The organism is Marivita sp. (assembly GCF_020055635.1).
GTDB lineage: Bacteria > Pseudomonadota > Alphaproteobacteria > Rhodobacterales > Rhodobacteraceae > Marivita.
This window is the reverse complement of sequence record NZ_JAIPUT010000002.1, coordinates 150,148-171,838: the sequence shown is the minus strand read 5'-3', so window position 1 is coordinate 171,838 and position 21,691 is coordinate 150,148. Positions and strand designations below refer to the sequence as shown.

The window sequence follows — 21,691 nt, the reverse complement described above, 5'->3', positions numbered from 1 at the left end:
CAGCAGGAAAACGACGCGCCGTCGTTTCAGTGCTTCACCGAAGGGCGCGGACGCGGGGAAAAAGTGATGTCTCGGGGGCCAGGACGGTCCGGACCGCCGCGATCTCGACGGCGTCGGACGGCTCTGCCACTGGTGCGAGGACCCCGCTCTCAATTTCGGGAAGATCCGACTGGGCCATTTCCACCTCGGGGGTGGGACTCGCGTCGCCTGTCTTGCCAAGCAGACCGGCATTGTCTGCCCATTCAAGGCCGTTCCGGACGCCACCTTTCGCAATGTCGAGCGCCCCCACCGCGAACTGGGCTTCGGTGCCGTAGCGGTCGGCCAGCGACGCCGCATGCGCACCGACCGTATACTGAAAATCGGCAGCCTTGGCCTGCCGGGTATAGTCCCAGACCCCGACCACGGCAGCGACACCTGCCGCATAGACCCCGAGTTTGAAAATACTCTTTAAAACTTTGACAAGCATGGTGACCCTCTGACTGATTTGCGGCCATATTGGGACTGCAAAATGATCAGAATGCGCCGCGTGCGTGGCGTTTCGCGGGCGACAGCCTTGCACGGCCAGCTGATTTTTCAGCAATCCGGCACATGCCGGAAAACCGTCAGGAAATTGGCGACGATCAGGCGGGCGCGCGTGCCAAGACCCGAGGCGCGGGCCGCCCATGGCAGCATGTGGCAGATTCACGCTGGCAAAGCGTGAACTGACCCTTTCACAGCACCCCTTCCAACCCTATAAGACCCTCGGCTTGCGCCTCCATAGAGTCGCAGGCCTAAAACTTATTGGCGTGGGGCAAATCGCAGATGCTTGGACTCGACAAATTGCTAGGCATGTTTTCTTCGGACATGGCCATCGACCTCGGAACTGCGAACACGCTGGTCTACGTCAAGGGGCGCGGTGTCGTCCTTTCGGAACCTTCGGTGGTGGCCTACCACATCAAGGACGGGCAAAAGAAAGTTCTCGCCGTCGGTGAAGACGCCAAGCTGATGCTGGGCCGGACCCCCGGCAGCATCGAGGCAATCCGCCCGATGCGCGAAGGCGTGATCGCCGATTTCGATGTGGCCGAAGAGATGATCAAGCACTTCATCCGCAAGGTTCACAAGCGCTCGACCTTCTCCAAGCCCAAGATCATCGTCTGCGTCCCACATGGCGCAACCCCGGTCGAAAAACGCGCGATCCGTCAGTCGGTCCTGTCGGCGGGCGCGCGCAAGGCGGGCCTGATTGCCGAACCCATCGCGGCGGCCATCGGGGCCGGCATGCCGATCACCGATCCGACGGGCAACATGGTCGTCGATATCGGCGGCGGCACCACCGAGGTGGCGGTCCTGTCGCTGGGCGATATCGTCTATGCGCGCTCGGTCCGCGTGGGTGGCGACCGCATGGACGAGGCGATCATCAACTACCTGCGCCGTCAGCAGAACCTGCTGGTGGGCGAATCGACCGCCGAGCGGATCAAGACCTCGATCGGCACGGCGCGGATGCCCGATGACGGGCGCGGCACGTCGATGATGATCCGCGGTCGCGACCTGTTGAACGGCGTCCCCAAGGAAACCGAGATCAGCCAGGCGCAAGTGGCAGAGGCGCTCTCGGAACCGGTTCAGGCGATCTGCGAGGCGGTGATGACCGCGCTCGAAGCGACCCCGCCGGATTTGGCCGCCGACATCGTGGACCGGGGCGTGATGCTCACCGGGGGCGGGGCCCTGCTGGGCGATCTCGACCTCGCGCTGCGCGAACAGACCGGGCTGGCGGTGTCGATCGCCGATGAAAGCCTGAACTGCGTCGCCCTGGGAACCGGCAAGGCGCTGGAATATGAAAAGCAGCTGCGCCACGCAATTGACTACGACAGCTGATCCGACCACCCTTCCGGGAAGGGGGATTTTTGGCAAAAAACGGCACAAACAGCGAAGCCTACACAACCCCGCTGCGGCGCTTGCTGCTGGCGGTGGTCGTGCTGTGCCTTCTCGGCCTGTTCTTCGTCTGGCGGATCGACAGCCCCCGCGTGGAACGGTTCCGGGCCGTGGTGATCGACACGGTGATCCCGAGCTTTGACTGGGCGATGGCCCCTGTCACGGCGACGGTCAACCTGGCGCGGGACTTTCGCAGCTATCAGCGCATCTACGAACAGAACCAGGAACTGCGCCGCGAGTTGCGCCAGATGACCGCGTGGAAGGAAGCGGCGCTTCAGCTTGAACAGGAAAACGCCAAGCTGCGCGACCTGAACAACGTCCGGCTCGACCCGCGCCTGACCTACATCACCGGCGTCGTGCTGGCCGATTCCGGGTCGCCGTTCCGCCAGTCGGTCCTGATCAATGTCGGGTCTCGCGACGGGATTGTTGACGGATGGGCGACAATGGACGGTACCGGGCTTGTCGGCCGCATCTCGGGTGTCGGCGCCAACACCAGCCGCGTGATCATGCTCACCGACGCCACCAGCCGTATCCCGGCGACGATCCAGCCGTCGGGCCAGCGCGCCCTGATCGTTGGTGACAATACGTCGGCGCCGCCCATCGACTTTCTGGAAGACCCCGACCAGGTCCGCCCCGGAGACCGGATCGTCACCTCGGGTGATGGCGAGGTCTTCCCCCCCGGACTTCTCATCGGTCAGGTGGCCCAGGATCCGGGCGGCCGTCTGCGCACCCGGCTGGCGGCGGATTACGAACGGCTCGAATTCCTGCGCGTCCTGCGCGATCACGGTGCGCGGCGGGTGTCGAACCCGTCGGCGCTCATCCTGCCGGAAACGCCTCCGGCCGCGACCGACACCGCCGTAGCAGAGCCGGCAGACTGATGGATACCGGTCTGCTGAAGCTTTGGGGCATGCGTTTCCTGTTCATCCTGACCGCCTTCGTGGTCCTGTTCTTCCACCTGCTGCCGCTGAACCCCGCGCCCAGCCATTGGGCCGGGCCAGATGTCCTGGTGGCCATGGTCTTTGCCTGGGCGGTTCGGCGACCGGATTACGTGCCTGTCCTGCTGGTCGCGGCGGTGATGCTGCTGGCCGACATGCTGCTGCAACGCCCGCCGGGTCTCTGGTCGGTCCTGGTGGTCTGCGCGACCGAATGGCTCAAATCCCGCGAACGGCGGCAGCGCGAAACGACATTTGTGCTTGAATGGCTGACCTTCGCCGGTACCTTTATCGTGATCACGATCCTCTATCGCGCGGTGATGATGATCCTTATCCTTGTGCCGGGCACGCTGACCCTCAGCCTTGTCCAGGTCGTTCTGACCATCGCGGTCTATCCGATTGTGGTGGTCGTGTCGTATTTCCTGTTCGGGGTGCGCCGCAGCGCGCCCGGTGACATGGATCGCTTGGGGCGGACGCAATGAGACGAGCGCCAAAAGACACGGCGGAAAGCATCCGCAAGATCTCGCGCCGGGGTGTGATCCTTGGCGGCGTGCAACTGGCATTTGCCGGGGCGCTTGGCCTGCGAATGCGGCATCTCCAGGTCGATCAGGCCGATGAATTCCGTCTGCTGGCCGAAGAGAATCGCATCAACATCCGGCTGATCCCGCCGACCCGCGGCCAGATTTTCGATCGCAACGGAATCATCCTCGCCGGCAATGAGCCGTCCTACCGGATCACGATGGTCCGCGAGGACGCGGGCAATGTGGACGATGTCGTGGCACGGCTTTCGGCCCTGGTAGAGCTTGACGAGGACGAGCTGAACCGCGCCCTGAGCGAAATGCAGCGCAGCGCGCCGTTCCTGCCCGTCACCGTAGCCGAACGCGTCACCTGGGAAGACATCAGCCGCGTCGCGGTGAACGCCCCTGCCCTGCCCGGCGTCACCCCCGAGGTCGGGCTGTCGCGCATCTATCCGCGGCGGGGCGACTTCGCGCATGTGGTGGGCTATGTCGGCCCGGTCAGCGAACGCGACCTGTCGCGATACGAAACCCCCGACCCGGTCCTTCGCATCCCCCGGTTCCAGATCGGCAAGGTCGGGATCGAAGCCCGCCACGAAGAGGTGCTGCGCGGTCGCGCCGGTGCCAAACGCGTCGAGGTGAACGCGGTCGGGCGCGTCATGCGCGAACTGGATCGCCAGGAAGGCACCGCGGGCGCCGACATGCAGCTGACCGTCGACAGCAAGCTGCAAAGCTACATCCAGGCCCGACTGGGCGAAGAAAGTGCCTCTGTCGTGGTGATGGATGTCACCAATGGCGATCTGCTGGGCATCGCCTCGTCGCCGTCCTACGATCCGAACAAATTCGTGCGTGGCATCTCGGTCGCGGATTTCGGCGAACTCAGGGAAAACGACCATCGTCCGCTGGCCTCGAAGACCGTGCAGGACGCCTATCCCCCCGGATCGACCTTCAAGATGGTCACCGTTCTGGCCGCTCTGGATGCAGGCGTCGTCGCACCGGACGAAACCGTCTGGTGCCCCGGCCATATGCAGGTCGCCGGTCGCAGGTTCCACTGCTGGAAACGTGCGGGCCACGGCCACATGAACCTCGAACAGGCGCTCCGCGAAAGCTGCGACGTCTATTTCTACGACCTCGCGCTGACGGTCGGCATCGAACGCATCGCCGACACCGCCCGGCGGCTTGGTCTGGGACAGGCGTTCAGCATCGGCATGTCCGCCGTCACGGAAGGGCTTGTTCCGAACAAGGAATGGAAGGAACGCGAACGCGGGGCTGGCTGGGTGATTGGCGACACGGTAAACGCCTCCATTGGCCAAGGCTTCGTCCTCAGCTCTCCGTTGCAGCTTGCCGTGATGACCGCCCGGCTGGCCACCGGCAAAGAGGTCACGCCCCGCCTCACCCGCAGGATCGGCAGCGCCGAGATGGCAGAGACCGGCGGCACGGATCTGGGCTTCAACGAAAACCATCTGCGCCAGATACGCCGCGCGATGTATGCGGTCAGCAACGACCGCCGCGGCACCGCGTATGGCTCGCGCATCATCGACGAAACCGTCCGCATGGCGGGCAAGACCGGCACCAGCCAGGTCCGAAACATCACCGCCGCCGAGCGCGCGCGGGGCGTCACCCGCAACGAGGACCTGCCGTGGAACCGGCGCGACCATGCGCTCTTTGTGAATTATGCACCCTACGAGACCCCCAGGATCGCGGTGTCGGTGGTTGTCGAACATGGCGGCGGCGGCTCGTCCGCGGCGGCCCCCATCGCCCGCGATATAACCTTGCAGGCGCTTTACGGCGACAACCCGCCGCTCGAGGCGTACCCCTCCAAGGACCGCGAACGCATCCGCAGTCAGCAGGAACGCCTGCAACAGGTCATGCAGGCCAATGATCCGGATGGTCGGAGCCGCGCATGAGTTATCTTGAATACACCGTCAAGACCGTCCCGGCGGGCTGGCGCAAGATGCTGTTCATCAACTGGCCCCTGGTGGTCCTGCTTTCGGCCATCGCAGGGGTCGGTTTCCTGATGCTCTACTCGGTGGCGGGCGGAAATCTCAGCCCCTGGGCCGAACCCCAGATGAAACGCTTCGGCCTGGGTCTTGCGGTCATGTTCGTGGCGGCGATGGTCCCGATCTGGTTCTGGCGCAACATGTCGGTCATGGCCTACCTGATCGCCCTCGCGCTGCTGGTCGCGGTCGAGTTCTTCGGATCGGTGGGCATGGGCGCACAGCGCTGGATCGACCTTGGCTTCATGCGGCTGCAACCGTCCGAGCTGATGAAGGTCGCAATGGTGATGGTCCTGGCCGCCTATTACGATTGGCTTCCGATGAAACGGACCTCGCATCCCTTCTGGGTGCTGGTGCCGGTGTTCCTCATCCTGCTGCCGACGTTCCTGGTGCTCACGCAGCCCGACCTTGGCACGGCCATTCTTCTGGTCGCGGGCGGCGGGTTGATGATGTTTCTCGCCGGGGTTCACTGGGCCTATTTCGCGACCGTGTTCACCGCGGGCGTGGCCGGCATCTATACGATTTTTCTCAGCCGGGGCACCGAATGGCAGCTGCTCAAGAATTACCAGTTCCGCCGCATCGACACCTTTCTTGACCCCAGCTCCGACCCTCTCGGGGCCGGTTATCACATCACTCAGGCCAAGATCGCCATGGGCTCGGGGGGCTGGACCGGGCGTGGCTTCATGCAGGGCACCCAGTCGCGCCTGAACTTCCTGCCGGAAAAACACACCGACTTCATCTTCAATACACTGGCCGAGGAATTCGGCTTTGTCGGCGGGATTTCCCTGCTCATCCTCTACGTGCTGATCCTGATCTTCTGCATCGTCGCCGCCCTGCAGAACCGCGACCGCTATTCCTCGCTTCTGATCCTGGGGATCGGCGTCACGTTCTTTCTGTATTTCGCCGTCAACATGTCGATGGTGATGGGCCTTGCGCCGGTTGTGGGGGTTCCGCTGCCGCTGGTCAGTTATGGGGGGTCGGCGATGTTGGTCTTGATGCTGGCCTTCGGCTTGGTACAGAGCGCCCATATCCACCGTCCGAGGTAAGCCATGACCGTCAATGTCCTGTTCGCCGCCAACGAAACCCGTTGGGCGCAATACGAACCTCACCTGCGCAGCGCGCTGGATGCGACCGGGCTGGAGTATCACCTCGCCACAGACATGGCGCCCGAAGACGTGGACTACATCGTGTACGCGCCGAATTCGTCGGTACAGGATTTCACCCCCTACACGCGTCTCAAGGCGGTCCTGAACCTGTGGGCCGGGGTCGAGGACGCGGTGAACAACCCGACCTTGAAAGTGCCGTACGCCCGCATGGTCGATGACGAAGGGCTGACGCAGGGCATGGTGGAATGGGTCACCGGTCACACCCTGCGCCATCACCTCGGGATGGATGCGCATATCGTGAACCCGGATCACGCATGGATCCCGGATGCGCCGCCAGTGGCGTCGGACCGGCCCGTCGGCATCCTCGGGCTGGGGCAATTGGGGTCGGCCTGCGGTCAGGCGCTGCACCGCCTGGGCTTTCCGGTATCCGGCTGGGCCCGCAGCCAGAAAAAGATCGACGGGATCACCTGCCAGAGCGGTTCCGACGGCTTGCGGCAGGTCTTGACGCAATCGCAGATCCTGATCCTGCTGCTGCCCAGCACGCCCGAGACCGAAAACACCCTGAACGCCGAAACCCTGGCCTTGCTGCCCAAGGGCGCGTTCATCATCAATCCCGGTCGCGGCCCGCTGATCGACGATGCGGCGCTGGTCGATGCTCTCGACAGCGGTCAGGTCGCGCATGCCACGCTCGACGTGTTCCGCACCGAACCCTTGCCGCAGGATCATCCCTTCTGGGCACATCCCAAGGTCACCGTGACACCCCATATCGCGTCCGAAACCCGCGCGCCCAGCGCGGCGCGCGTGATCGTCGAAAACATCCGGCGCGGAGAATCGGGCGAGCCGTTCTTGTACCTTGTGGATCGCGACGCAGGCTACTAAGTCGGCCTCAGACAATCCGGAGCTGCTTTCATGACATTTGACCGTTCGGTAAAAATCGCCCCGTCGATCCTCTCGGCCGACTTCGCCAATTTCGGCGCCGAGATCGAGGCCGTCGAGGCGCAGGGCGCGGACTGGATTCACGTCGATGTCATGGACGGGCATTTCGTGCCCAACATCACCTTCGGCCCGGCCACCTGTGCCGCGATCCGTCCGCACATCAAGACCGTGATGGACGTGCATCTCATGGTCGCGCCGGTCGATCCCTATATCCAGGCCTTCGCCGATGCGGGCGCCGACATCATCACCGCCCATGTCGAGGCCGGCCCTCATATCCACCGCACGTTGCAAGCCATCCGCGCAAGCGGCGCCAAGGCCGGTCTGGCGCTCAACCCCGGCACCCCCGCCGAGGCCGCCGCACCGCTTCTCGACATGGTGGACCTGATCTGCGTGATGACCGTGAACCCCGGCTTCGGCGGGCAGAAATTCATCCACTCCTGCGTCCAGAAGGTCACCGAACTGCGCGAGATGATCGGTGATCGCGAGGTCCATATCGAGATCGACGGCGGTGTCGATCCGTCAACCGCGCCGCTGGTCGTGGCTGCTGGCGCCGATGTGCTGGTGGCGGGCTCTGCCGTGTTCAAGGGCGGGTCGGTTCAAAACCCCGCGCCTTACGGCGACAACATCCGCGCGATCCGCACCGCCGCCGGATAACGCAGTTTCCGCACAAGACGCCCTCGCAGCGGTGGCTTTCGATAACCCGTGTTTGAAATCACAGATCGTGATGTCATGAACACCCCATGACATCCGACTGGCGGCAAAAGACTATGCGGATGACGACGACCGCAAGGGCCTGCTCGATCTTCTGAGCGCCATGAAGTCCTAGTCATCTGCCAGCTAGCCCGGGGTGCCGACCTCGAACATGTTGATCCATTGCGCCACAAGCGCCGGCCGGTCAGCCCCGTCGACCTGCACCACGACATCCCATGTCACGTCAAGCCGCCCCGGCTTTTCGACCACGTCGGCAACGCTGAACCGGCCGCGGATTCGCTGCCCTGCCCGCACCGGGCTGACAAAGCGGATGCGGTCGAACCCATAGTTCACCCCCTGCAGGAGACCCGGAATTTCGGGTTGTACGTCGTAGGCCATGGCCGACAGCATCGACAGCGTGAGGAATCCATGCGCCATCGTCCCGCCCTGCGGCGCCATGCGGTCTTCGTCCAGGTGGATGAACTGCCAATCCTCGGTCACGTCGGCAAAACCGGTGATCCGGTCCTGCCCGATCTCATACCAGCGCGACAGGCTGGTCGGCATGTTTCGCAAACCCTCAGCGGACATCCGGCAGCACGTAATCCGCGAATTTTCGGCGCAGGGTCAGCTTTGACACCTTCCCGGTCGCGGTCAGCGGCAGGGCGTCGATGAACACCAGGTCATCCGGCAATTGCCACTTGGCGAAATGCTCGGACATCAGGTCATGAAACTCCTGCAACGTCGGTTCGCAGCCCTCTTTCGGGACAACCACAAGAACCGGCCGTTCGTCCCATTTCGGATGCGCAATCGCGATCACCGCGCAATTGGCCACGTCGGGATGGGACATGGCGATGTTTTCAAGATCAATCGAACTGATCCATTCACCACCCGACTTGATCAGGTCCTTCGACCGGTCCTGAATGCTCAGATAGCCGTTCGGGGAAATGCTCGCCACATCACCGGTCCCGAACCAGCATTCGGAATCCATTGCCGCCTTGGTCGCCGCCTCATCGTTGAAATACCCCGAGATCACGGCATTGCCCCGCACGTAAAGCTCTCCGACGGCCTTGCCATCCTGCGGCAAGCGCTGACCCGCCTCGTCGACGATCTTGAGATCGACGCCGAAAATCCGCCGGCCCTGAAGGGATTTGCGCGCCACGCGATCCTCGAACGTCACATCGCTGTCCGAATTGGGGATCTGACCGGTCGTGCCCACCGGGCTCATCTCGGTCATGCCCCAGGCGTGGCAAACATCGACACCCTGCGTCTCGAAAAACGCGATCATGCTGCGCGGCGCGGCAGAGCCACCGATCACCACCTGATCCAGTGCCGATGGCGGCTTGCCCCGCGCCTCGATCTCGGCCCGCAGGCCCAGCCAGACGGTCGGCACACCCCAGCTTGCCGTGACGTTTTCGCTTTCCATCAGGTCATACAGCGACGGCCCATCCAGCTTGCCCCCCGGCATGATCAGCGACGCGCCGACGATGGGCGCGGCATAGGGCATGCCCCAGGAATTGACGTGGAACATCGGCACCACCGGCAAGAGCCGCGCGCCTTCGTGCAGGGATCGCGGCAGCGTCACCGCGATGAACAGCGCATGCAGCACGGTGGACCGATGCGAATAAAGCGACCCCTTGGGGTTGCCCGTCGTGCCGGACGTATAACACAGCCCCGCCGCGGTCTCTTCGGGCAGATCGGGCCAGTCGTACTCGGTCGGATGCGGCGCGATCAGGTCTTCATAGCATTCAAGGTCCAATGCCGACTCGGGGCTATGTGCGGCATCGGTCATCACCACCAGCCTCAGATTGGCCGGCAAATGATCCTTCAACGCCTCAAGGATCGGCACAAAGGTCAGATCGACAAACAGCACCCGGTCTTCGGCATGATTGAGGATGAACAGCATCTGTTCAGCCGACAGGCGCGGGTTGATCGTGTGGCACACCGCCCCCATGCCGGAAATCGCGTAATACAATTCGAAATGCCGATACCCGTTCCACGCCAGCGTCGCGACCCGGTCTCCCGGCTCGATGCCCAAAGCCGCAAGCCCATGCGCCAGTTGCGCCGTGCGTTCGAAGGTCCGGGCATAGTCTTGCCGATGCAAATCGCCCTCTGTCCGCACAGAGACGATTTCCTCGTTGCTGTGGATCTCGGCGGCATAGCGAAGCAGGTCTATCACCGCCAACGGGCGGTTCATCATCAATCCTTGCATCGGGCCCTCCCTTGCCTTCTGCCTGTGCGTTCCGGATACACTGGTCATCCGACCAATTTGGCGCAACCCCAAACCGTGAGGAAGAGAATTCATGTCCGACACGATGTCCCGCATCACCCTGGCCCGTCGCCCCGAGGGCGCGCCGGTACCGGAAGACTTCAAGCTGGCAAAAGACCCGCTTCCCACCCCAGCCGAAGGCGAGGTTCTGGTCGAGGTGACACACCTGTCGCTTGATCCCTACATGCGCGGCCGCATGGATGACGCCAAGAGCTATGCGCCCCCGGTCGACCTGGGGGCCACCATGACCGGTCAGGGCGTGGGACGTGTCCTGCAAAGCAACGCAGATGGCTTCGAGGCCGGGGACACCGTGACCGGCATGACGGGCTGGGCCAGCCACGCCTGCCTGCCCGGCTCCGACCTGCGCAAGCTTGACCCGTCGCTTCCGCCCTCGACGGCACTGGGTGTTCTGGGCATGCCCGGTCTGACGGGCTGGGTCGGCCTGCACAGCTTCGGCAAACCCAAGGCGGGTGAAACGCTGGTCGTGGCGGCCGCCACCGGACCGGTCGGATCCATGGTCGGCCAATTGGCCAAGCAGCGTGGCCTGCGCACCATCGCCATCGCGGGCGGGGCCGAGAAATGCCGCCTTGCAACCGAAACCTTCGGCTTTGACGCCGCCATCGACCACCGTGCCCATGACGACGCCACATCCCTGCGCGCCGCGATTGCCGAGGCTGCGCCCGACGGGGTCGACATCTACTGGGAAAATGTCGGCGGCAAGGTGCTTGAGGCGGTGATGCCGCTGATGAATGTCCATGGCCGCATCCCGGTCTGCGGCATGATCGGGTGGTATGGCGGATCGAACATCGCCGAGACCAACCAGCTGCCCGCCATGTGGCGCAACATCCTGGTCAAGCGGCTCGAGGTGTCGGGCTTCATCATCTTCGACCACTGGGATCAATACCCGGCCTTCCTCAAGGATGTCGCGCCCAAGGTCGCGGCCCAAGAGATCGTCCATCTGGAAGACGTGGCCGAAGGTCTGGAAAACGCTCCAGATGCGTTTATCGCGATGCTCGAGGGCGGCAACACCGGCAAGCAAATCGTCAAACTCTAGAAATCGGCTTCAACCTCGAGCGCCAGCCGCGCCGCGGGCGTGGCCCTCAGATCATCGACCTGCAAAGGTCCGGTGGGTTTCGACAGACGGTTGCGGACAACCCAGTGCAACCGCGTCGAAGCCCGCGTGATCGCCACGTAAGCCAGCCGTTTCCAAAGCGGCTGGCCCGCCTCGCTCCGCCCCATGCGGGCCGCCACTTCAAGGTCGGGCGCGAACACCTGAACCGTGTCCCATTGCGACCCTTGCGCCTTGTGGATCGTCACGGCGGCCCCGTGCAGGAATGTCGCGCCCATGCGCGCGGCAAAGGGGATGAACGGCTCTTCCTCTCCCGGTTTCTCGATCTTCACGATGGATGCCGCCGACACTTGCGGGTCTTCCGCCCCCATGACGTGCAGGCGCGAAAAGCCCGGCTTGCGCCCCGGCCCGAGATAGATCACCTGCGCCCCCTTGATCAGGCCACGCGCCTCCAGATCCAGCCGTTTCTTGCGATGCTTCAACGGCAATTCCAGCCCGTCACAGATCAGCGGCTCGCCCTCCAGAAGCGAATCCTCGGGCGCGTCATGGACGGACCGGAACGCATTGATCAGCCGGATGCGCGTTGCGTTGGTCCAGACCAGAACCGGCGACCGCGCCATCAGGTCGACCTCGACGCGCTGGCCCCAGATCACGCGGTCATCGGTGCGGGAAATCTCTTCGACCATCTGCTCGAATCCCCGGAAATCCAGCTGCGGATCAGCCAGCGCATGCGCCAGGTCAAGGATCGGATTGTCCGCGTCCTGCCGGTGGATGCGGTTCAGGTTGAGCACCTGTTCGGGCTCCAGCGTCTCGAACACCATCTTGCCGGACTGGTTCACAGGCGCCAACTGCGCCGGGTCGCCGAACAGCAGCAAGTTCGGGAATAGCTCGCGCAGATCCGCGACCTGTCGCTCATCCAGCATCGACGCCTCATCGACAAAGCCGATATCCAGCGGGTCTTCGCGGCGCTTCCAGCCGGTGATGAAATCCGATCCGCGAAGCCCGGCGGCCGCCAGGGCGGCAGGAACCGACTTGTGCGCCTCGAAGGACAGCTGCGCCCGCGCCAGGGCTTCTTCCGTCAGGCCCTCGACCTCGGGCTTGTCATCGTTGCCCATCAGCCATTCGGCGATCCGTTCGTATTCCGGATCGTAGACCGGCGTGTAGATGATGCGGTGAATGGTGGTTGCCGGCACGCCCCGCATCCGCAACACGCTTGCCGCCTTGTTGGTCGGTGCCAGCACGGCCAGCGTCCGCCGATCCTTGCGCCGCCGGCCCTCGTAATCGCCCGAAACGATCTCGACCCCGGCAGCCTGCAATGCCTTGCACAGTTCGGCCAACAGCAGCGTCTTGCCCGACCCGGCCTTGCCGGTGATCGCCATGATGTCGGCCTTGCCGTCCCGCGGCGGCAACACGAGGCCGTTCTCCAGATCGACACCCGCCGCGCGCAGCATCTCGGCCACCCGGTCATGCGCGGCAGCCTGGTCTTCGGAATATGTCAAAGCGGGCAAGGTCATGCCCGGACATTACAGAAGCCCGGAGTCGGGCACCAGCATCAGGCAGCACTTATGAAGGGTTGTGGCACATCGGTTCCGAACGCCGCGTCGAACCAGGATCGCGACGCGGCCAAAGGTACACCGGCCACGCGAGACACCTGTTTCTGCGCCGCCTCGGAAAACTCCCAGAGGCCGACGCTGATCGCCTGCCGACCCTCGCCCTGCGATCCCAGCACCTCGGGTGCGGCGCCGATCCGGGTGTAGATCCGCACCATCCGCGCGTCGAACACGCCAACGAAATGCCGGATACCAAAGCCCTGCATGATCTCCCCGCCCGCCAGCATGAGCGCCGCGGCCGTGCCCGCCTCGGTGTTGCGCGACAGGCAGAAGCGCGTGCATTCCCAGATCAACGGGCTTTGGAACGGCACGCCGTGGGTCAGGTTAACGAAATGATCATTCACCATGGTGCGACCGGTCGTCGGCAGAAACCGCATCGATCCGCCATGGACACCGCTCGCCGTCTCCCAGATCACGTAAAGCGGATTCAGATCGTCATAATCGTCGCGTTCCTGCCCTTCGGCGTCGACGCTCACGTCCCAGCCAAGCCGCGTCCGGAACTGATCCGCCCGATCCTCGAACATGGTCCGCGCAAGATGCGGAAATTTCGCCAGTTGATCACCATAGACGTACCGAATCATGAGCATGCCCTCCGTTGCTGGCGGACAGGCTGAGGTTCAAAGGTGAATCGTTTCTTTCCAGAGCGTGCGGACGCTGTTTCACGGCAGATTGTCGCGCATATGGAAACAGCAATTGCGCCGTGCTCACACCACGATCTGCCCGCGCGCGATCGCCCGCGCCACGGCATGGGTGGTGTTCATCGCCCCCAGTTTGAACCGCGCGCTTTCGATATAGACCCGCAAGGTATGTTCCGAGATCGACAGCGTTTCCGCCACTTGCGCACGGCTGTATCCCACCGCCAGAAGCGTCATCGTCTCGACCTCGCGCGGTGACAGCGGTTGTGTCGGCTCCGGCGTCCGGCCCGGCTCGAGCTTGAGCGCGGTCTGGTTGAAGTAATGCGCCAGCAGGATGAGATCACGGCGATGAATCTCGGTAAAACTTTCCCATTCCGCGTCGTCGCAACTGTGACTGACGGTGAAAAGCGCGAATTGGCCGTTGGGGCCGCGAATGGGGATCGAATAGCCCTGATTGCCGACCCCATGTGCGACCGCATCGTTCAGGAACGCGCGCGCGGCCTTGCCTGACCAATCCAGCCGCTTCCAGTCGACCGGGTGAAACCGCTGGTAGCAGCCAAGCACAACCGGATCGATGCGAAGATAGCCTTTCTCCAGGTATCTCTGAACCCAGGCCGGGTCATAGGTTCCGCATCCGTACTGTGTGCCATTGCTCGACACCCAGTGATACACCATGTCATCGACCGCGTAGTGATCCCGCAGCCATTCGATGACGCTTTGCAGTTCCTCAAGATGTTCGGCGCACTCCAACTGCCCGATCACATCGTCCAATTGAAGCACTTTCTCCAAGAATCCCACGGCCTATCCCCTTGCCGTGCGACACAAGCTCAGCCCGCGCCACCAACTGCGTATCATCCAATTTGGCAGCCAGCGCATCGAGATCGTTCGCTAGCGCAAACGACTTGAGGTCGGTCAACACGTCTATGATCCAATCATGTCCCATTTCAGCGTCACCTCCAGATAGTTAACGAAACGTTAATACAACCATAACATGCGCGAGATTCGAAAGAAATTCCCTGATTCCAACTCCCCAGATATAGCGAGGCGCCGGAATCTACGGCATTGAATTGGCTGCACCGATTCCTTGAACATGCAAAACCCGCGAACCGGAGTGGCCCGCGGGTCTGTCTTAGCAACAAGACGTAATCAGTTCGTTACGATCTGGCCGCCAGCGCATCCTCAAAAGTGCGCAGCCCGGTTTTCGGCGATTGCACCAGAACCGCCATGTTTCCCGGCTTGTGTTCGTTGCGCAGCATCTTGGTATGCGCCTGCGGAATTTCCTCCCACGGGAACACTTCCGACATGCACGGATCAAGCCGGCGTTCGACCATCAGCTGGTTCGCCGAAGCGGCCTGCTTGAGATGCGCAAAATGCGAGCCCTGAAGGCGCTTCTGGTGCATCCACATGTAGCGCACGTCGAAGGTACAGTTGAACCCGGTTGTGCCCGCACAGATCACCACCATGCCGCCCTTCTTGCAGACCAGCGTCGACACCGGGAACGTCGACTCGCCGGGATGTTCGAACACCATGTCGACGTTCTTGCCTTTGCCGGTGATGTCCCAGATCGCCTTGCCGAACTTGCGCGCCTCGGTGAACCATTCCTTGTATTCAGGCGTGTTCACCGTGGGCAACTGACCCCAACACTTGAAATCCTTGCGGTTGATGACGCCCTTGGCGCCCATCGACATGACGAAATCGCGCTTGTCCTCGTCCGAAATGACACCGATCGCATTGGCACCCGCCGTATTGGCCAGCTGGATGGCATACGACCCCAGACCGCCAGACGCGCCCCAGACCAGCACGTTCTGACCCGGCTTCAGCTCGTGCGGTGCATGACCAAACAGCATCCGGTAAGCGGTGGCCAGCGTCAGCGTGTAACACGCGCTTTCTTCCCAGGTCAGGTGCTTGGGCCGCGGCATCAACTGCTGGGCCTGCACGCGCGTGAACTGCGAAAACGCGCCATCCGGTGTCTCGTAGCCCCAGATCCGCTGGGTCGGAGACATCATCGGATCGCCGCCGTTGCATTCCTCATCGTCACCATCATCCTGGTTGCAGTGGATGACAACCTCGTCGCCGACCTTCCAGCGCTTTACCTTGTCCCCGACCTTCCAGACGATGCCCGACGCATCGGACCCGGCAATATGGTAATCGGCCTTGTGGCCATCGAACGGGCTGATCGGCTGTCCAAGACCGGCCCAGACGCCATTATAGTTCACACCCGCCGCCATCACGAGAACCAGCACCTCGTGACTGTCGATATCCCATGTATCGACGACTTCGACCTCGAAAGACTGTTCCGGTTCGCCGTGACGTTCGCGACGAATGGCCCATGAATACATCTGCTTGGGCACATAGCCGAGAGGGGGCATTTCGCCGATTTCGTACAAGTCTTTTTCAGGCGCATCATACGCGGCGATGCCGGTGTGCTGATCCAGTGCCATCGGGGCCTCCTAAGCGTCATCTCTGGTTCGTGCCGCAATGCAGAATCGCGGCTTCTAGGGTTGAAATATGGGCGCGCTTGAAATTATGCAACAAGATTCAGGTATTTTTTGTAACTTTATGACCGAGCGATTGCAGAAAATCCTTTCGCACCCGCGGAATCCCCTACAGCAGATGGCGGATCGAATTGGCATAGAACCGGGCAAGCCCGGCCTTGTGGGCAGGGATGGTCAGCATGTCCCGATCCGTTTCGACGATCCCGCGCTCCTGCAAGTTCCGCAGCCCGAATTCCACGGCGTAATCGCGGTTGTTGCGCGGCAGATGCAACCTGCCGCTTTCGAGCGCCTTCAACGATTTCGCGAATGCCACTTCGAGAGTGTCTCGGGTCATCGGTCCGTCGCGCAACAACAGCGCCGCCACCAGAGGCACCGGCAGAACCGGAACCGCATCCGCGATGCGGGTCATGATGAGCCGGGACAACGCCTCGGGCTTGTGCGGCGCGCTCCCGATGTCACTCAGAAGCAGCGGCTCGCCAAAACTGACCGCCGCATAGCCGAAGCGGTGAAAGCGGCCTGTCACGCGCAACCAGACCTGCCGCAGGATGGCGCGGAACACGACGCTGATCCGGGCGCCGAACCGACGCGTCCCGGTGTCATGCGCCCGACACAGGATCGTATCCTCAAGCACGCGGTCATAATTCAGCGCCACGGGCACGAACACCACGTCCCGCTCGGCCGAGGCCGCGCCTTCGAGGATGTATTTCAGGATGCCGACCTTCGGCAGAGAAAGCCCCCCGTCAAGGCTCAGCCCGCCTTCCGGAAAGACCGCTTGCGTGACCCCGGCCGCCGTCGCCTGTTGCACGTATTTGCCCAGAACCTTGCGATACAGGTCATTCCGCGACTTGCGGCGGATGAAATAGGCGCCCATCGCCCGGATCAGACGTGACAGCGGCCAGACATGCGCCCATTCCCCGACCGCGTAAGACAGCGCCGACCGGTCCGCCGCGAGGTAGGTGACCAGCACATAATCCATGTTCGACCGGTGGTTCATCACGAACACCACGGTCGCCTCGGGATCGACATCGGCCAGCCCTGTGTCGTGATGCACCATCCGCACCCGGTAAAGAGATGTGCTCAACAGCTTTGCCGCGCGGATCGCAAACCCGAAATAGGCCCAGGCCGAAAAGGACGGGACGATCTCTTTTGCATAGCGACGCGCGCGTTCAAAGGCCACGTCCTCGCGCACGCCCTCGGCCTTTGCATGCTCGACGATCGCCTGCGTCACCTCGGGATCATAGACAAGCCGCTGGATCATGTCCTGTCGGCGCAAGAGCTTGAACGGCTGGATCGGTCGCTCCAGGCGTTTGTTCAACCGCCTGACCGCGCGCTCCATCCGGCGACGAAAGAACCAGCGAACCGAAGGAAACAGGAAATGGGATGCAAAGGTCACTGCCGCAAAGGTCAGGATCAGGACAAAGGCCCATAAAGGTAATGTCACCTGCGAGGTCATTCCTGCACTCTCGCAACGAAGCTGCGCTTGGTAAACAACTTATGGCGCGCAACAACGCGACAGACACATGAAAATCACGACACCGGTCGCCCTCTGTAACCTTCTGTGCGGCATCGCTTTGCCTATTCCAATGCCACGGGCATGGGATATGCTGTTACGCAGAAAAAATCGGGACGCCGCAGTGCGGCGAATTGACAGCGACACAAAATTTCACGTATGCATCGCGAAACGCAACAAGATTACCGGGCGAATCTCGCCGTTGACGGAGCCGACATGACCGACGCACAGACACCGACCCGTGACAAACCCTGGCTCATCCGCACCTATGCGGGCCACTCCACCGCGCAGGCCTCGAACGCGCTCTACCGGTCGAACCTGTCCAAGGGCCAGACCGGCCTGTCGGTCGCCTTCGACCTGCCCACGCAGACCGGCTATGATAGCGATCATGTCCTGGCGCGCGGCGAGGTCGGCAAGGTGGGCGTTCCGGTCAGCCATCTGGGCGACATGCGGACCTTGTTCGATCAGATCCCGCTCGATCAGATGAACACCTCCATGACGATCAACGCGACCGCGCCGTGGCTGCTGGCGCTTTATGTCGCCGTGGCCGAGGAACAGGGCGCGGACGTGTCACAACTTCAAGGCACCGTGCAGAACGATCTGATCAAGGAATACCTGTCGCGCGGCACCTATATCTGCCCGCCGAAACCGTCGCTCAAGATGATCGGGGACGTGGCGGAATATTGCTACACGCATATTCCCAAGTGGAACCCGATGAACGTCTGTTCCTACCATCTGCAAGAGGCGGGCGCGACGCCCGAACAGGAACTCTCATTCGCGCTGGCCACCGCCGTCGCCGTTCTGGATGAACTCAAACCCCGTGTTCCCGACGCAGACTTCCCGGCGCTCTGCGGTCGGATCAGTTTCTTCGTCAACGCCGGCATCCGGTTCGTCACCGAGATGTGCAAGATGCGCGCCTTTGTTGATCTGTGGGATGAAATCCTCGAAACCCGATACGGCGTCACCGATCCCAAATTCCGCCGTTTCCGCTATGGCGTGCAGGTCAATTCCCTTGGCCTGACCGAACAGCAGCCGGAAAACAACGTCTACCGCATCCTGATCGAGATGCTGGCCGTCACGCTGTCGAAAAAAGCCCGCGCCCGCGCCGTGCAGCTTCCTGCCTGGAACGAAGCGCTCGGCCTGCCCCGCCCGTGGGATCAGCAATGGTCGATGCGGATGCAACAGATCCTCGCCTATGAAACCGACCTTCTGGAATTCGATGACCTCTTCGAGGGCAACCCCGCCGTCGATGCCAAGGTCGAACAACTCAAGCAAGGTGCCCGCGCCGAACTTGCGAACCTCGATTCAATGGGCGGCGCCATCGGTGCCATCGACTACATGAAGGGCCGTCTGGTTGATTCAAACGCCGACCGCCTGAACAGGATCGAACGCAACGAAACCATCGTCGTCGGCGTGAACAAATGGATCGAAGGCGAACCCTCCCCGCTCCAGAGCGAAGACGGCGGCATCATGACGGTCGATCCTGCGGTCGAGCAGGAGCAGATCGACCGCCTGAACGCGTGGCGCGCAGAGCGTGACAACGACGCGGCACAAAAAGCCTTGGACGACCTGCGTACGGCGGCCAAAGACGGCGCAAACATCATGCCCGCCTCGATCGCCTGCGCCAAGGCCGGCGTCACCACCGGTGAATGGGCCGGCGAAATGCGCGCCGTCTACGGCGAATACCGTGGCCCGACCGGCGTGTCGAAATCCGTGTCCAACAAGACCGAAGGGCTGGACGACATCCGCGAAGCGGTCAACGCCGTCAGCGACAAGCTCGGCCGCCGACTCAAGTTCCTTGTCGGCAAGCCCGGCCTTGACGGTCATTCCAACGGCGCAGAACAGATCGCCTTCCGCGCCCGCGATTGCGGCATGGAGATCGACTACGAAGGCATCCGCCTCACCCCGGATCAGATCGTCGCTGCGGCGCAGGAGAACGAGGTTCATGTCGTCGGCCTGTCGATCCTGTCGGGCAGCCATATTCCCCTGGTCGAAGACATGATGACCAGGATGCGTGATGCCGGGCTTGGTCATATCCCGGTCATCGTCGGCGGAATCATTCCCGACGAAGATGCAAAGCGCCTGCGCTCGATGGGCGTGGCGAAAGTCTACACGCCCAAGGATTTCGAATTGAATACGATCATGATGGATATCGTCACCCTTGCCGATCCAAAGGCAGTGGCAGCCGAATAACCGGCCGACCGTCTTTCAGACCCTGACCGCAGCGGGTATGGTGCAAGCCATACCCGTTTTTTATCAGGAGATTGCATGAAACAGGTTTTGGCCGCCGCACTTTTCGCCATGCTGCCCGGCGCAGTCCTTGCGGAAACCCAGCTTGACCGCCTCGAAAGCGTGTCCGAACGCATGATGTCCGCGACTCTCGACGCGATGGTCAGGATGGTCGAAAAGGAAGGCGGAAACCCCGACCCGTTGCGCGCGGCGCTTCCCGATATGGACTGGGACGCAGAATACCGAGAGGCGGGCGCATGTATGCTCGAACGCTTCGTCGACGCTTCGAGCAAATCCGCTGTCGACCAGATGCTGGACGATATGGAAGTCTTTATTCCGAAAATGGCGGAAATGGACATCGACGACATGGATCAAAATGCGAATTTCCTACCTGACGGCGTTTCCGAAGCCTATTCGATGTCCGTGAATGAAGATTGCGGCACCACGGCACTCCTGCTGAAACGCTTGGAAGAATCGGGTTTCATGGCCGCCATGATGCAATCAATGGCGCAGAACTGACGCGAATAAGCGTCAATTCGATCTCGATTTGTAAACCACTTTGGTGAATTGACTTCGCTTTCAATAAGAGTATTGCAGAGCCACCCCTCAAAAAGCATCTGGAGAGATTCATGAGCGTCGACCTGAACAACATGTCCAAAGAAGAGCTGAAAAAGCTGATCAGGGAAGCGGAAAAAGCGCTGAAAACCATAGAAACGCGGCGCCTTACGCAGGCCAAGAAAGCAGCCGAATCCGCCGCGAAAGAGTATGGTTTCTCGCTCGACGAACTGCTTGGAAGCGCGCCCGCAAAGGGCAAGAAAGGCTCCAAGGGCGTTGCCCAATACCAGAATCCGGAAAGCCCGGACCAGACTTGGACCGGAAAAGGCCGCAAGCCGAACTGGGTGATCGAGGCATTGGCTTCGGGAAAGACCATGGAAGACCTGAAGATCTGACATGACCATCCATATCGGAGCCCAACCCGGCGAGATTGCCGAAACTGTTCTGCTTCCCGGCGATCCCTATCGCGCGAAATGGGCGGCGGAAACGTTTCTGAAAGACGTGGCATGTGTGAACCAGGTCCGCGGAATGCTTGGTTTCACCGGAACGTGGAACGGCAATCGAGTGACCATTCAAGGCTCCGGAATGGGCATGCCGTCACTGTCGATCTATGCCAATGAACTGATCCGGGAGTACGGCGCGAAAACGCTGATCCGGATCGGCTCATGCGGCGGAATGCAACCGCATGTGGGAATCCGCGATCTGATCCTCGCAATGACGGCCAGCAGCCTGTCGACCCCCTCCAGCGGTATCTTCAGGGAATTGAATTTCGCACCCTGCGCCGATTGGGGACTGCTTCGCGCAGCCGCAATCGCTGCCGAGGCGAAAGCGACAAAGTTCCATGTTGGCGGCATATATTCGTCCGATGTTTTCTACGATGAACGCCCGGATTTGAACGAACAGATGACACGCCACGGGATACTCGGGGTCGAAATGGAGGCAGCGGAACTTTACAATCTCGCCGCACGCCACTCCGTTCGCGCCCTGGCAATACTGACAGTGTCGGATCACCTCGCGACCGGTGAAGCGCTGCCACCCGAAGACCGGGAACGCAGCTTTGGCGATATGGTCGAGATCGCCCTGACGGCGGCGTTTCCCTGAGCTCCGGACGAAATGAAAACAAGGCAGACCTGTTCTGCCTTTTTTCCGCACCGACCTGACCGATTGTCGATCGGACTTTTCCCAATTGTGCGTCGGCCGCCCAAAGATTTCCGCATTTGCGCCACATTTCTCTGCGACGC

20 protein-coding genes are annotated in these 21,691 nt (G+C 62.0%); 12 read left to right on the top strand and 8 right to left on the bottom strand.

Annotated elements, in window-relative coordinates:
• Positions 1-34: 34 nt before the first annotated feature.
• Positions 35-466 (bottom strand): hypothetical protein, encoded by a 432-nt coding sequence (locus tag LCF60_RS02085; RefSeq protein WP_292289350.1) that lies wholly within the window; start codon positions 464-466, stop codon positions 35-37.
• Between the two features lie 335 nt (positions 467-801).
• On the opposite strand from LCF60_RS02085, the gene LCF60_RS02080 reads away from it, so the two are divergent.
• The 7 genes from LCF60_RS02080 to rpe are packed head-to-tail and all read left to right on the top strand — an operon-like array spanning position 802 to position 8,045.
• Positions 802-1,848 (top strand): rod shape-determining protein, encoded by a 1,047-nt coding sequence (locus LCF60_RS02080; protein ID WP_292289349.1) that lies wholly within the window; start codon positions 802-804, stop codon positions 1,846-1,848.
• A 29-nt stretch (positions 1,849-1,877) separates the two neighbouring features.
• The gene (gene mreC / locus LCF60_RS02075) at positions 1,878-2,783 is read left to right on the top strand and encodes a rod shape-determining protein MreC (protein WP_292289348.1); all 906 of its coding nucleotides are present in this window, start codon (positions 1,878-1,880) and stop codon (positions 2,781-2,783) included.
• Positions 2,783-3,319 carry a rod shape-determining protein MreD gene (locus LCF60_RS02070; protein ID WP_292289347.1) on the top strand — a complete coding sequence of 179 codons (537 nt, stop codon included), beginning with the start codon at positions 2,783-2,785 and terminating at the stop codon, positions 3,317-3,319. The genes mreC and LCF60_RS02070 overlap by 1 nt, the downstream gene beginning before the upstream one ends.
• Complete coding sequence (gene mrdA / locus LCF60_RS02065) at positions 3,316-5,259, top strand: penicillin-binding protein 2 (RefSeq protein ID WP_292289346.1); 1,944 nt, start codon at positions 3,316-3,318, stop codon at positions 5,257-5,259. Before LCF60_RS02070 ends, mrdA begins: the two co-directional genes overlap by 4 nt.
• Positions 5,256-6,395, top strand: a complete 1,140-nt coding sequence (gene rodA / locus LCF60_RS02060) for a rod shape-determining protein RodA (RefSeq protein ID WP_292289345.1) — start codon at positions 5,256-5,258, stop codon at positions 6,393-6,395. The genes mrdA and rodA overlap by 4 nt, the downstream gene beginning before the upstream one ends.
• Before the next feature lie 3 nt (positions 6,396-6,398).
• On the top strand, positions 6,399-7,334 hold the full coding sequence (locus tag LCF60_RS02055; protein ID WP_292289344.1) for a glyoxylate/hydroxypyruvate reductase A: 936 nt from the start codon (positions 6,399-6,401) through the stop codon (positions 7,332-7,334).
• Positions 7,335-7,364: 30 nt separating this feature from the next.
• The gene (gene rpe, locus LCF60_RS02050; protein WP_292289343.1) at positions 7,365-8,045 is read left to right on the top strand and encodes a ribulose-phosphate 3-epimerase; all 681 of its coding nucleotides are present in this window, start codon (positions 7,365-7,367) and stop codon (positions 8,043-8,045) included.
• Positions 8,046-8,228: 183 nt separating this feature from the next.
• Here the strand turns inward: rpe and LCF60_RS02045 are convergent, their stop codons facing one another.
• Positions 8,229-8,669 (bottom strand): MaoC family dehydratase, encoded by a 441-nt coding sequence (locus LCF60_RS02045; RefSeq protein WP_292289342.1) that lies wholly within the window; start codon positions 8,667-8,669, stop codon positions 8,229-8,231.
• Positions 8,659-10,290: a long-chain fatty acid--CoA ligase gene (locus LCF60_RS02040; protein ID WP_292289341.1), complete on the bottom strand. Its 1,632-nt coding sequence runs from the start codon at positions 10,288-10,290 to the stop codon at positions 8,659-8,661. Before LCF60_RS02040 ends, LCF60_RS02045 begins: the two co-directional genes overlap by 11 nt.
• Positions 10,291-10,381: 91 nt before the next feature.
• Here LCF60_RS02040 and LCF60_RS02035 point away from each other — a divergent pair, with 91 nt between their 5' ends.
• Positions 10,382-11,401, top strand: a complete 1,020-nt coding sequence (locus LCF60_RS02035; RefSeq protein WP_292289340.1) for an NADP-dependent oxidoreductase — start codon at positions 10,382-10,384, stop codon at positions 11,399-11,401.
• Here LCF60_RS02035 and LCF60_RS02030 read toward each other — a convergent pair.
• From LCF60_RS02030 to LCF60_RS02010, 5 genes are all read right to left on the bottom strand, one after another.
• Positions 11,398-12,930: an AAA family ATPase gene (locus LCF60_RS02030; RefSeq protein WP_292289339.1), complete on the bottom strand. Its 1,533-nt coding sequence runs from the start codon at positions 12,928-12,930 to the stop codon at positions 11,398-11,400. The two genes, LCF60_RS02035 and LCF60_RS02030, sit on opposite strands and share 4 nt — an antisense overlap.
• Before the next feature lie 38 nt (positions 12,931-12,968).
• Complete coding sequence (locus tag LCF60_RS02025; protein WP_292289391.1) at positions 12,969-13,607, bottom strand: acyl-homoserine-lactone synthase; 639 nt, start codon at positions 13,605-13,607, stop codon at positions 12,969-12,971.
• Between the two features lie 123 nt (positions 13,608-13,730).
• On the bottom strand, positions 13,731-14,450 hold the full coding sequence (locus tag LCF60_RS02020) for a LuxR family transcriptional regulator (RefSeq protein ID WP_292289390.1): 720 nt from the start codon (positions 14,448-14,450) through the stop codon (positions 13,731-13,733).
• A 365-nt stretch (positions 14,451-14,815) separates the two neighbouring features.
• Positions 14,816-16,102: a crotonyl-CoA carboxylase/reductase gene (gene ccrA, locus LCF60_RS02015; RefSeq protein ID WP_292289338.1), complete on the bottom strand. Its 1,287-nt coding sequence runs from the start codon at positions 16,100-16,102 to the stop codon at positions 14,816-14,818.
• Between the two features lie 163 nt (positions 16,103-16,265).
• Positions 16,266-17,609, bottom strand: coding sequence for a 1-acyl-sn-glycerol-3-phosphate acyltransferase (locus LCF60_RS02010; RefSeq protein ID WP_292289337.1), 1,344 nt, complete (start codon positions 17,607-17,609; stop codon positions 16,266-16,268).
• A gap of 273 nt (positions 17,610-17,882) precedes the next feature.
• Between LCF60_RS02010 and LCF60_RS02005 the strand changes: the two genes are divergently transcribed.
• The 4 genes from LCF60_RS02005 (at position 17,883) to deoD (ending at position 21,551) form a co-directional block, all read left to right on the top strand.
• Positions 17,883-19,859: a protein meaA gene (locus tag LCF60_RS02005; protein WP_292289336.1), complete on the top strand. Its 1,977-nt coding sequence runs from the start codon at positions 17,883-17,885 to the stop codon at positions 19,857-19,859.
• A 75-nt stretch (positions 19,860-19,934) separates the two neighbouring features.
• Entirely contained in the window at positions 19,935-20,414 is a 480-nt protein-coding gene (locus LCF60_RS02000) for a hypothetical protein (protein ID WP_292289335.1), read from the top strand.
• A 110-nt stretch (positions 20,415-20,524) separates the two neighbouring features.
• Positions 20,525-20,845: an H-NS histone family protein gene (locus LCF60_RS01995; protein ID WP_292289334.1), complete on the top strand. Its 321-nt coding sequence runs from the start codon at positions 20,525-20,527 to the stop codon at positions 20,843-20,845.
• 1 nt (position 20,846) lies between these two features.
• Positions 20,847-21,551, top strand: a complete 705-nt coding sequence (deoD, locus tag LCF60_RS01990) for a purine-nucleoside phosphorylase (RefSeq protein ID WP_292289333.1) — start codon at positions 20,847-20,849, stop codon at positions 21,549-21,551.
• Positions 21,552-21,691 lie beyond the last annotated feature (140 nt).

Bases quoted from the DNA above. Each gene is read 5' to 3' on its own strand.
- LCF60_RS02010 (WP_292289337.1), bottom strand. From the start codon at position 17,609: ATGACCTCGCAGGTGACATTACCTTTATGGGCCTTTGTCCTGATCCTG.
- LCF60_RS02030 (WP_292289339.1), bottom strand. From the start codon at position 12,930: ATGACCTTGCCCGCTTTGACATATTCCGAAGACCAGGCTGCCGCGCAT.
- LCF60_RS02070 (WP_292289347.1), top strand. From the start codon at position 2,783: ATGGATACCGGTCTGCTGAAGCTTTGGGGCATGCGTTTCCTGTTCATC.
- deoD (WP_292289333.1), top strand. From the start codon at position 20,847: ATGACCATCCATATCGGAGCCCAACCCGGCGAGATTGCCGAAACTGTT.
- LCF60_RS02035 (WP_292289340.1), top strand. From the start codon at position 10,382: ATGTCCGACACGATGTCCCGCATCACCCTGGCCCGTCGCCCCGAGGGC.
- LCF60_RS02005 (WP_292289336.1), top strand. From the start codon at position 17,883: ATGACCGACGCACAGACACCGACCCGTGACAAACCCTGGCTCATCCGC.
- LCF60_RS01995 (WP_292289334.1), top strand. From the start codon at position 20,525: ATGAGCGTCGACCTGAACAACATGTCCAAAGAAGAGCTGAAAAAGCTG.
- LCF60_RS02000 (WP_292289335.1), top strand. From the start codon at position 19,935: ATGAAACAGGTTTTGGCCGCCGCACTTTTCGCCATGCTGCCCGGCGCA.
- rodA (WP_292289345.1), top strand. From the start codon at position 5,256: ATGAGTTATCTTGAATACACCGTCAAGACCGTCCCGGCGGGCTGGCGC.
- mrdA (WP_292289346.1), top strand. From the start codon at position 3,316: ATGAGACGAGCGCCAAAAGACACGGCGGAAAGCATCCGCAAGATCTCG.
- LCF60_RS02025 (WP_292289391.1), bottom strand. From the start codon at position 13,607: ATGATTCGGTACGTCTATGGTGATCAACTGGCGAAATTTCCGCATCTT.
- LCF60_RS02055 (WP_292289344.1), top strand. From the start codon at position 6,399: ATGACCGTCAATGTCCTGTTCGCCGCCAACGAAACCCGTTGGGCGCAA.
- LCF60_RS02080 (WP_292289349.1), top strand. From the start codon at position 802: ATGCTTGGACTCGACAAATTGCTAGGCATGTTTTCTTCGGACATGGCC.
- LCF60_RS02085 (WP_292289350.1), bottom strand. From the start codon at position 466: ATGCTTGTCAAAGTTTTAAAGAGTATTTTCAAACTCGGGGTCTATGCG.
- LCF60_RS02045 (WP_292289342.1), bottom strand. From the start codon at position 8,669: ATGTCCGCTGAGGGTTTGCGAAACATGCCGACCAGCCTGTCGCGCTGG.
- rpe (WP_292289343.1), top strand. From the start codon at position 7,365: ATGACATTTGACCGTTCGGTAAAAATCGCCCCGTCGATCCTCTCGGCC.
- ccrA (WP_292289338.1), bottom strand. From the start codon at position 16,102: ATGGCACTGGATCAGCACACCGGCATCGCCGCGTATGATGCGCCTGAA.
- LCF60_RS02040 (WP_292289341.1), bottom strand. From the start codon at position 10,290: ATGCAAGGATTGATGATGAACCGCCCGTTGGCGGTGATAGACCTGCTT.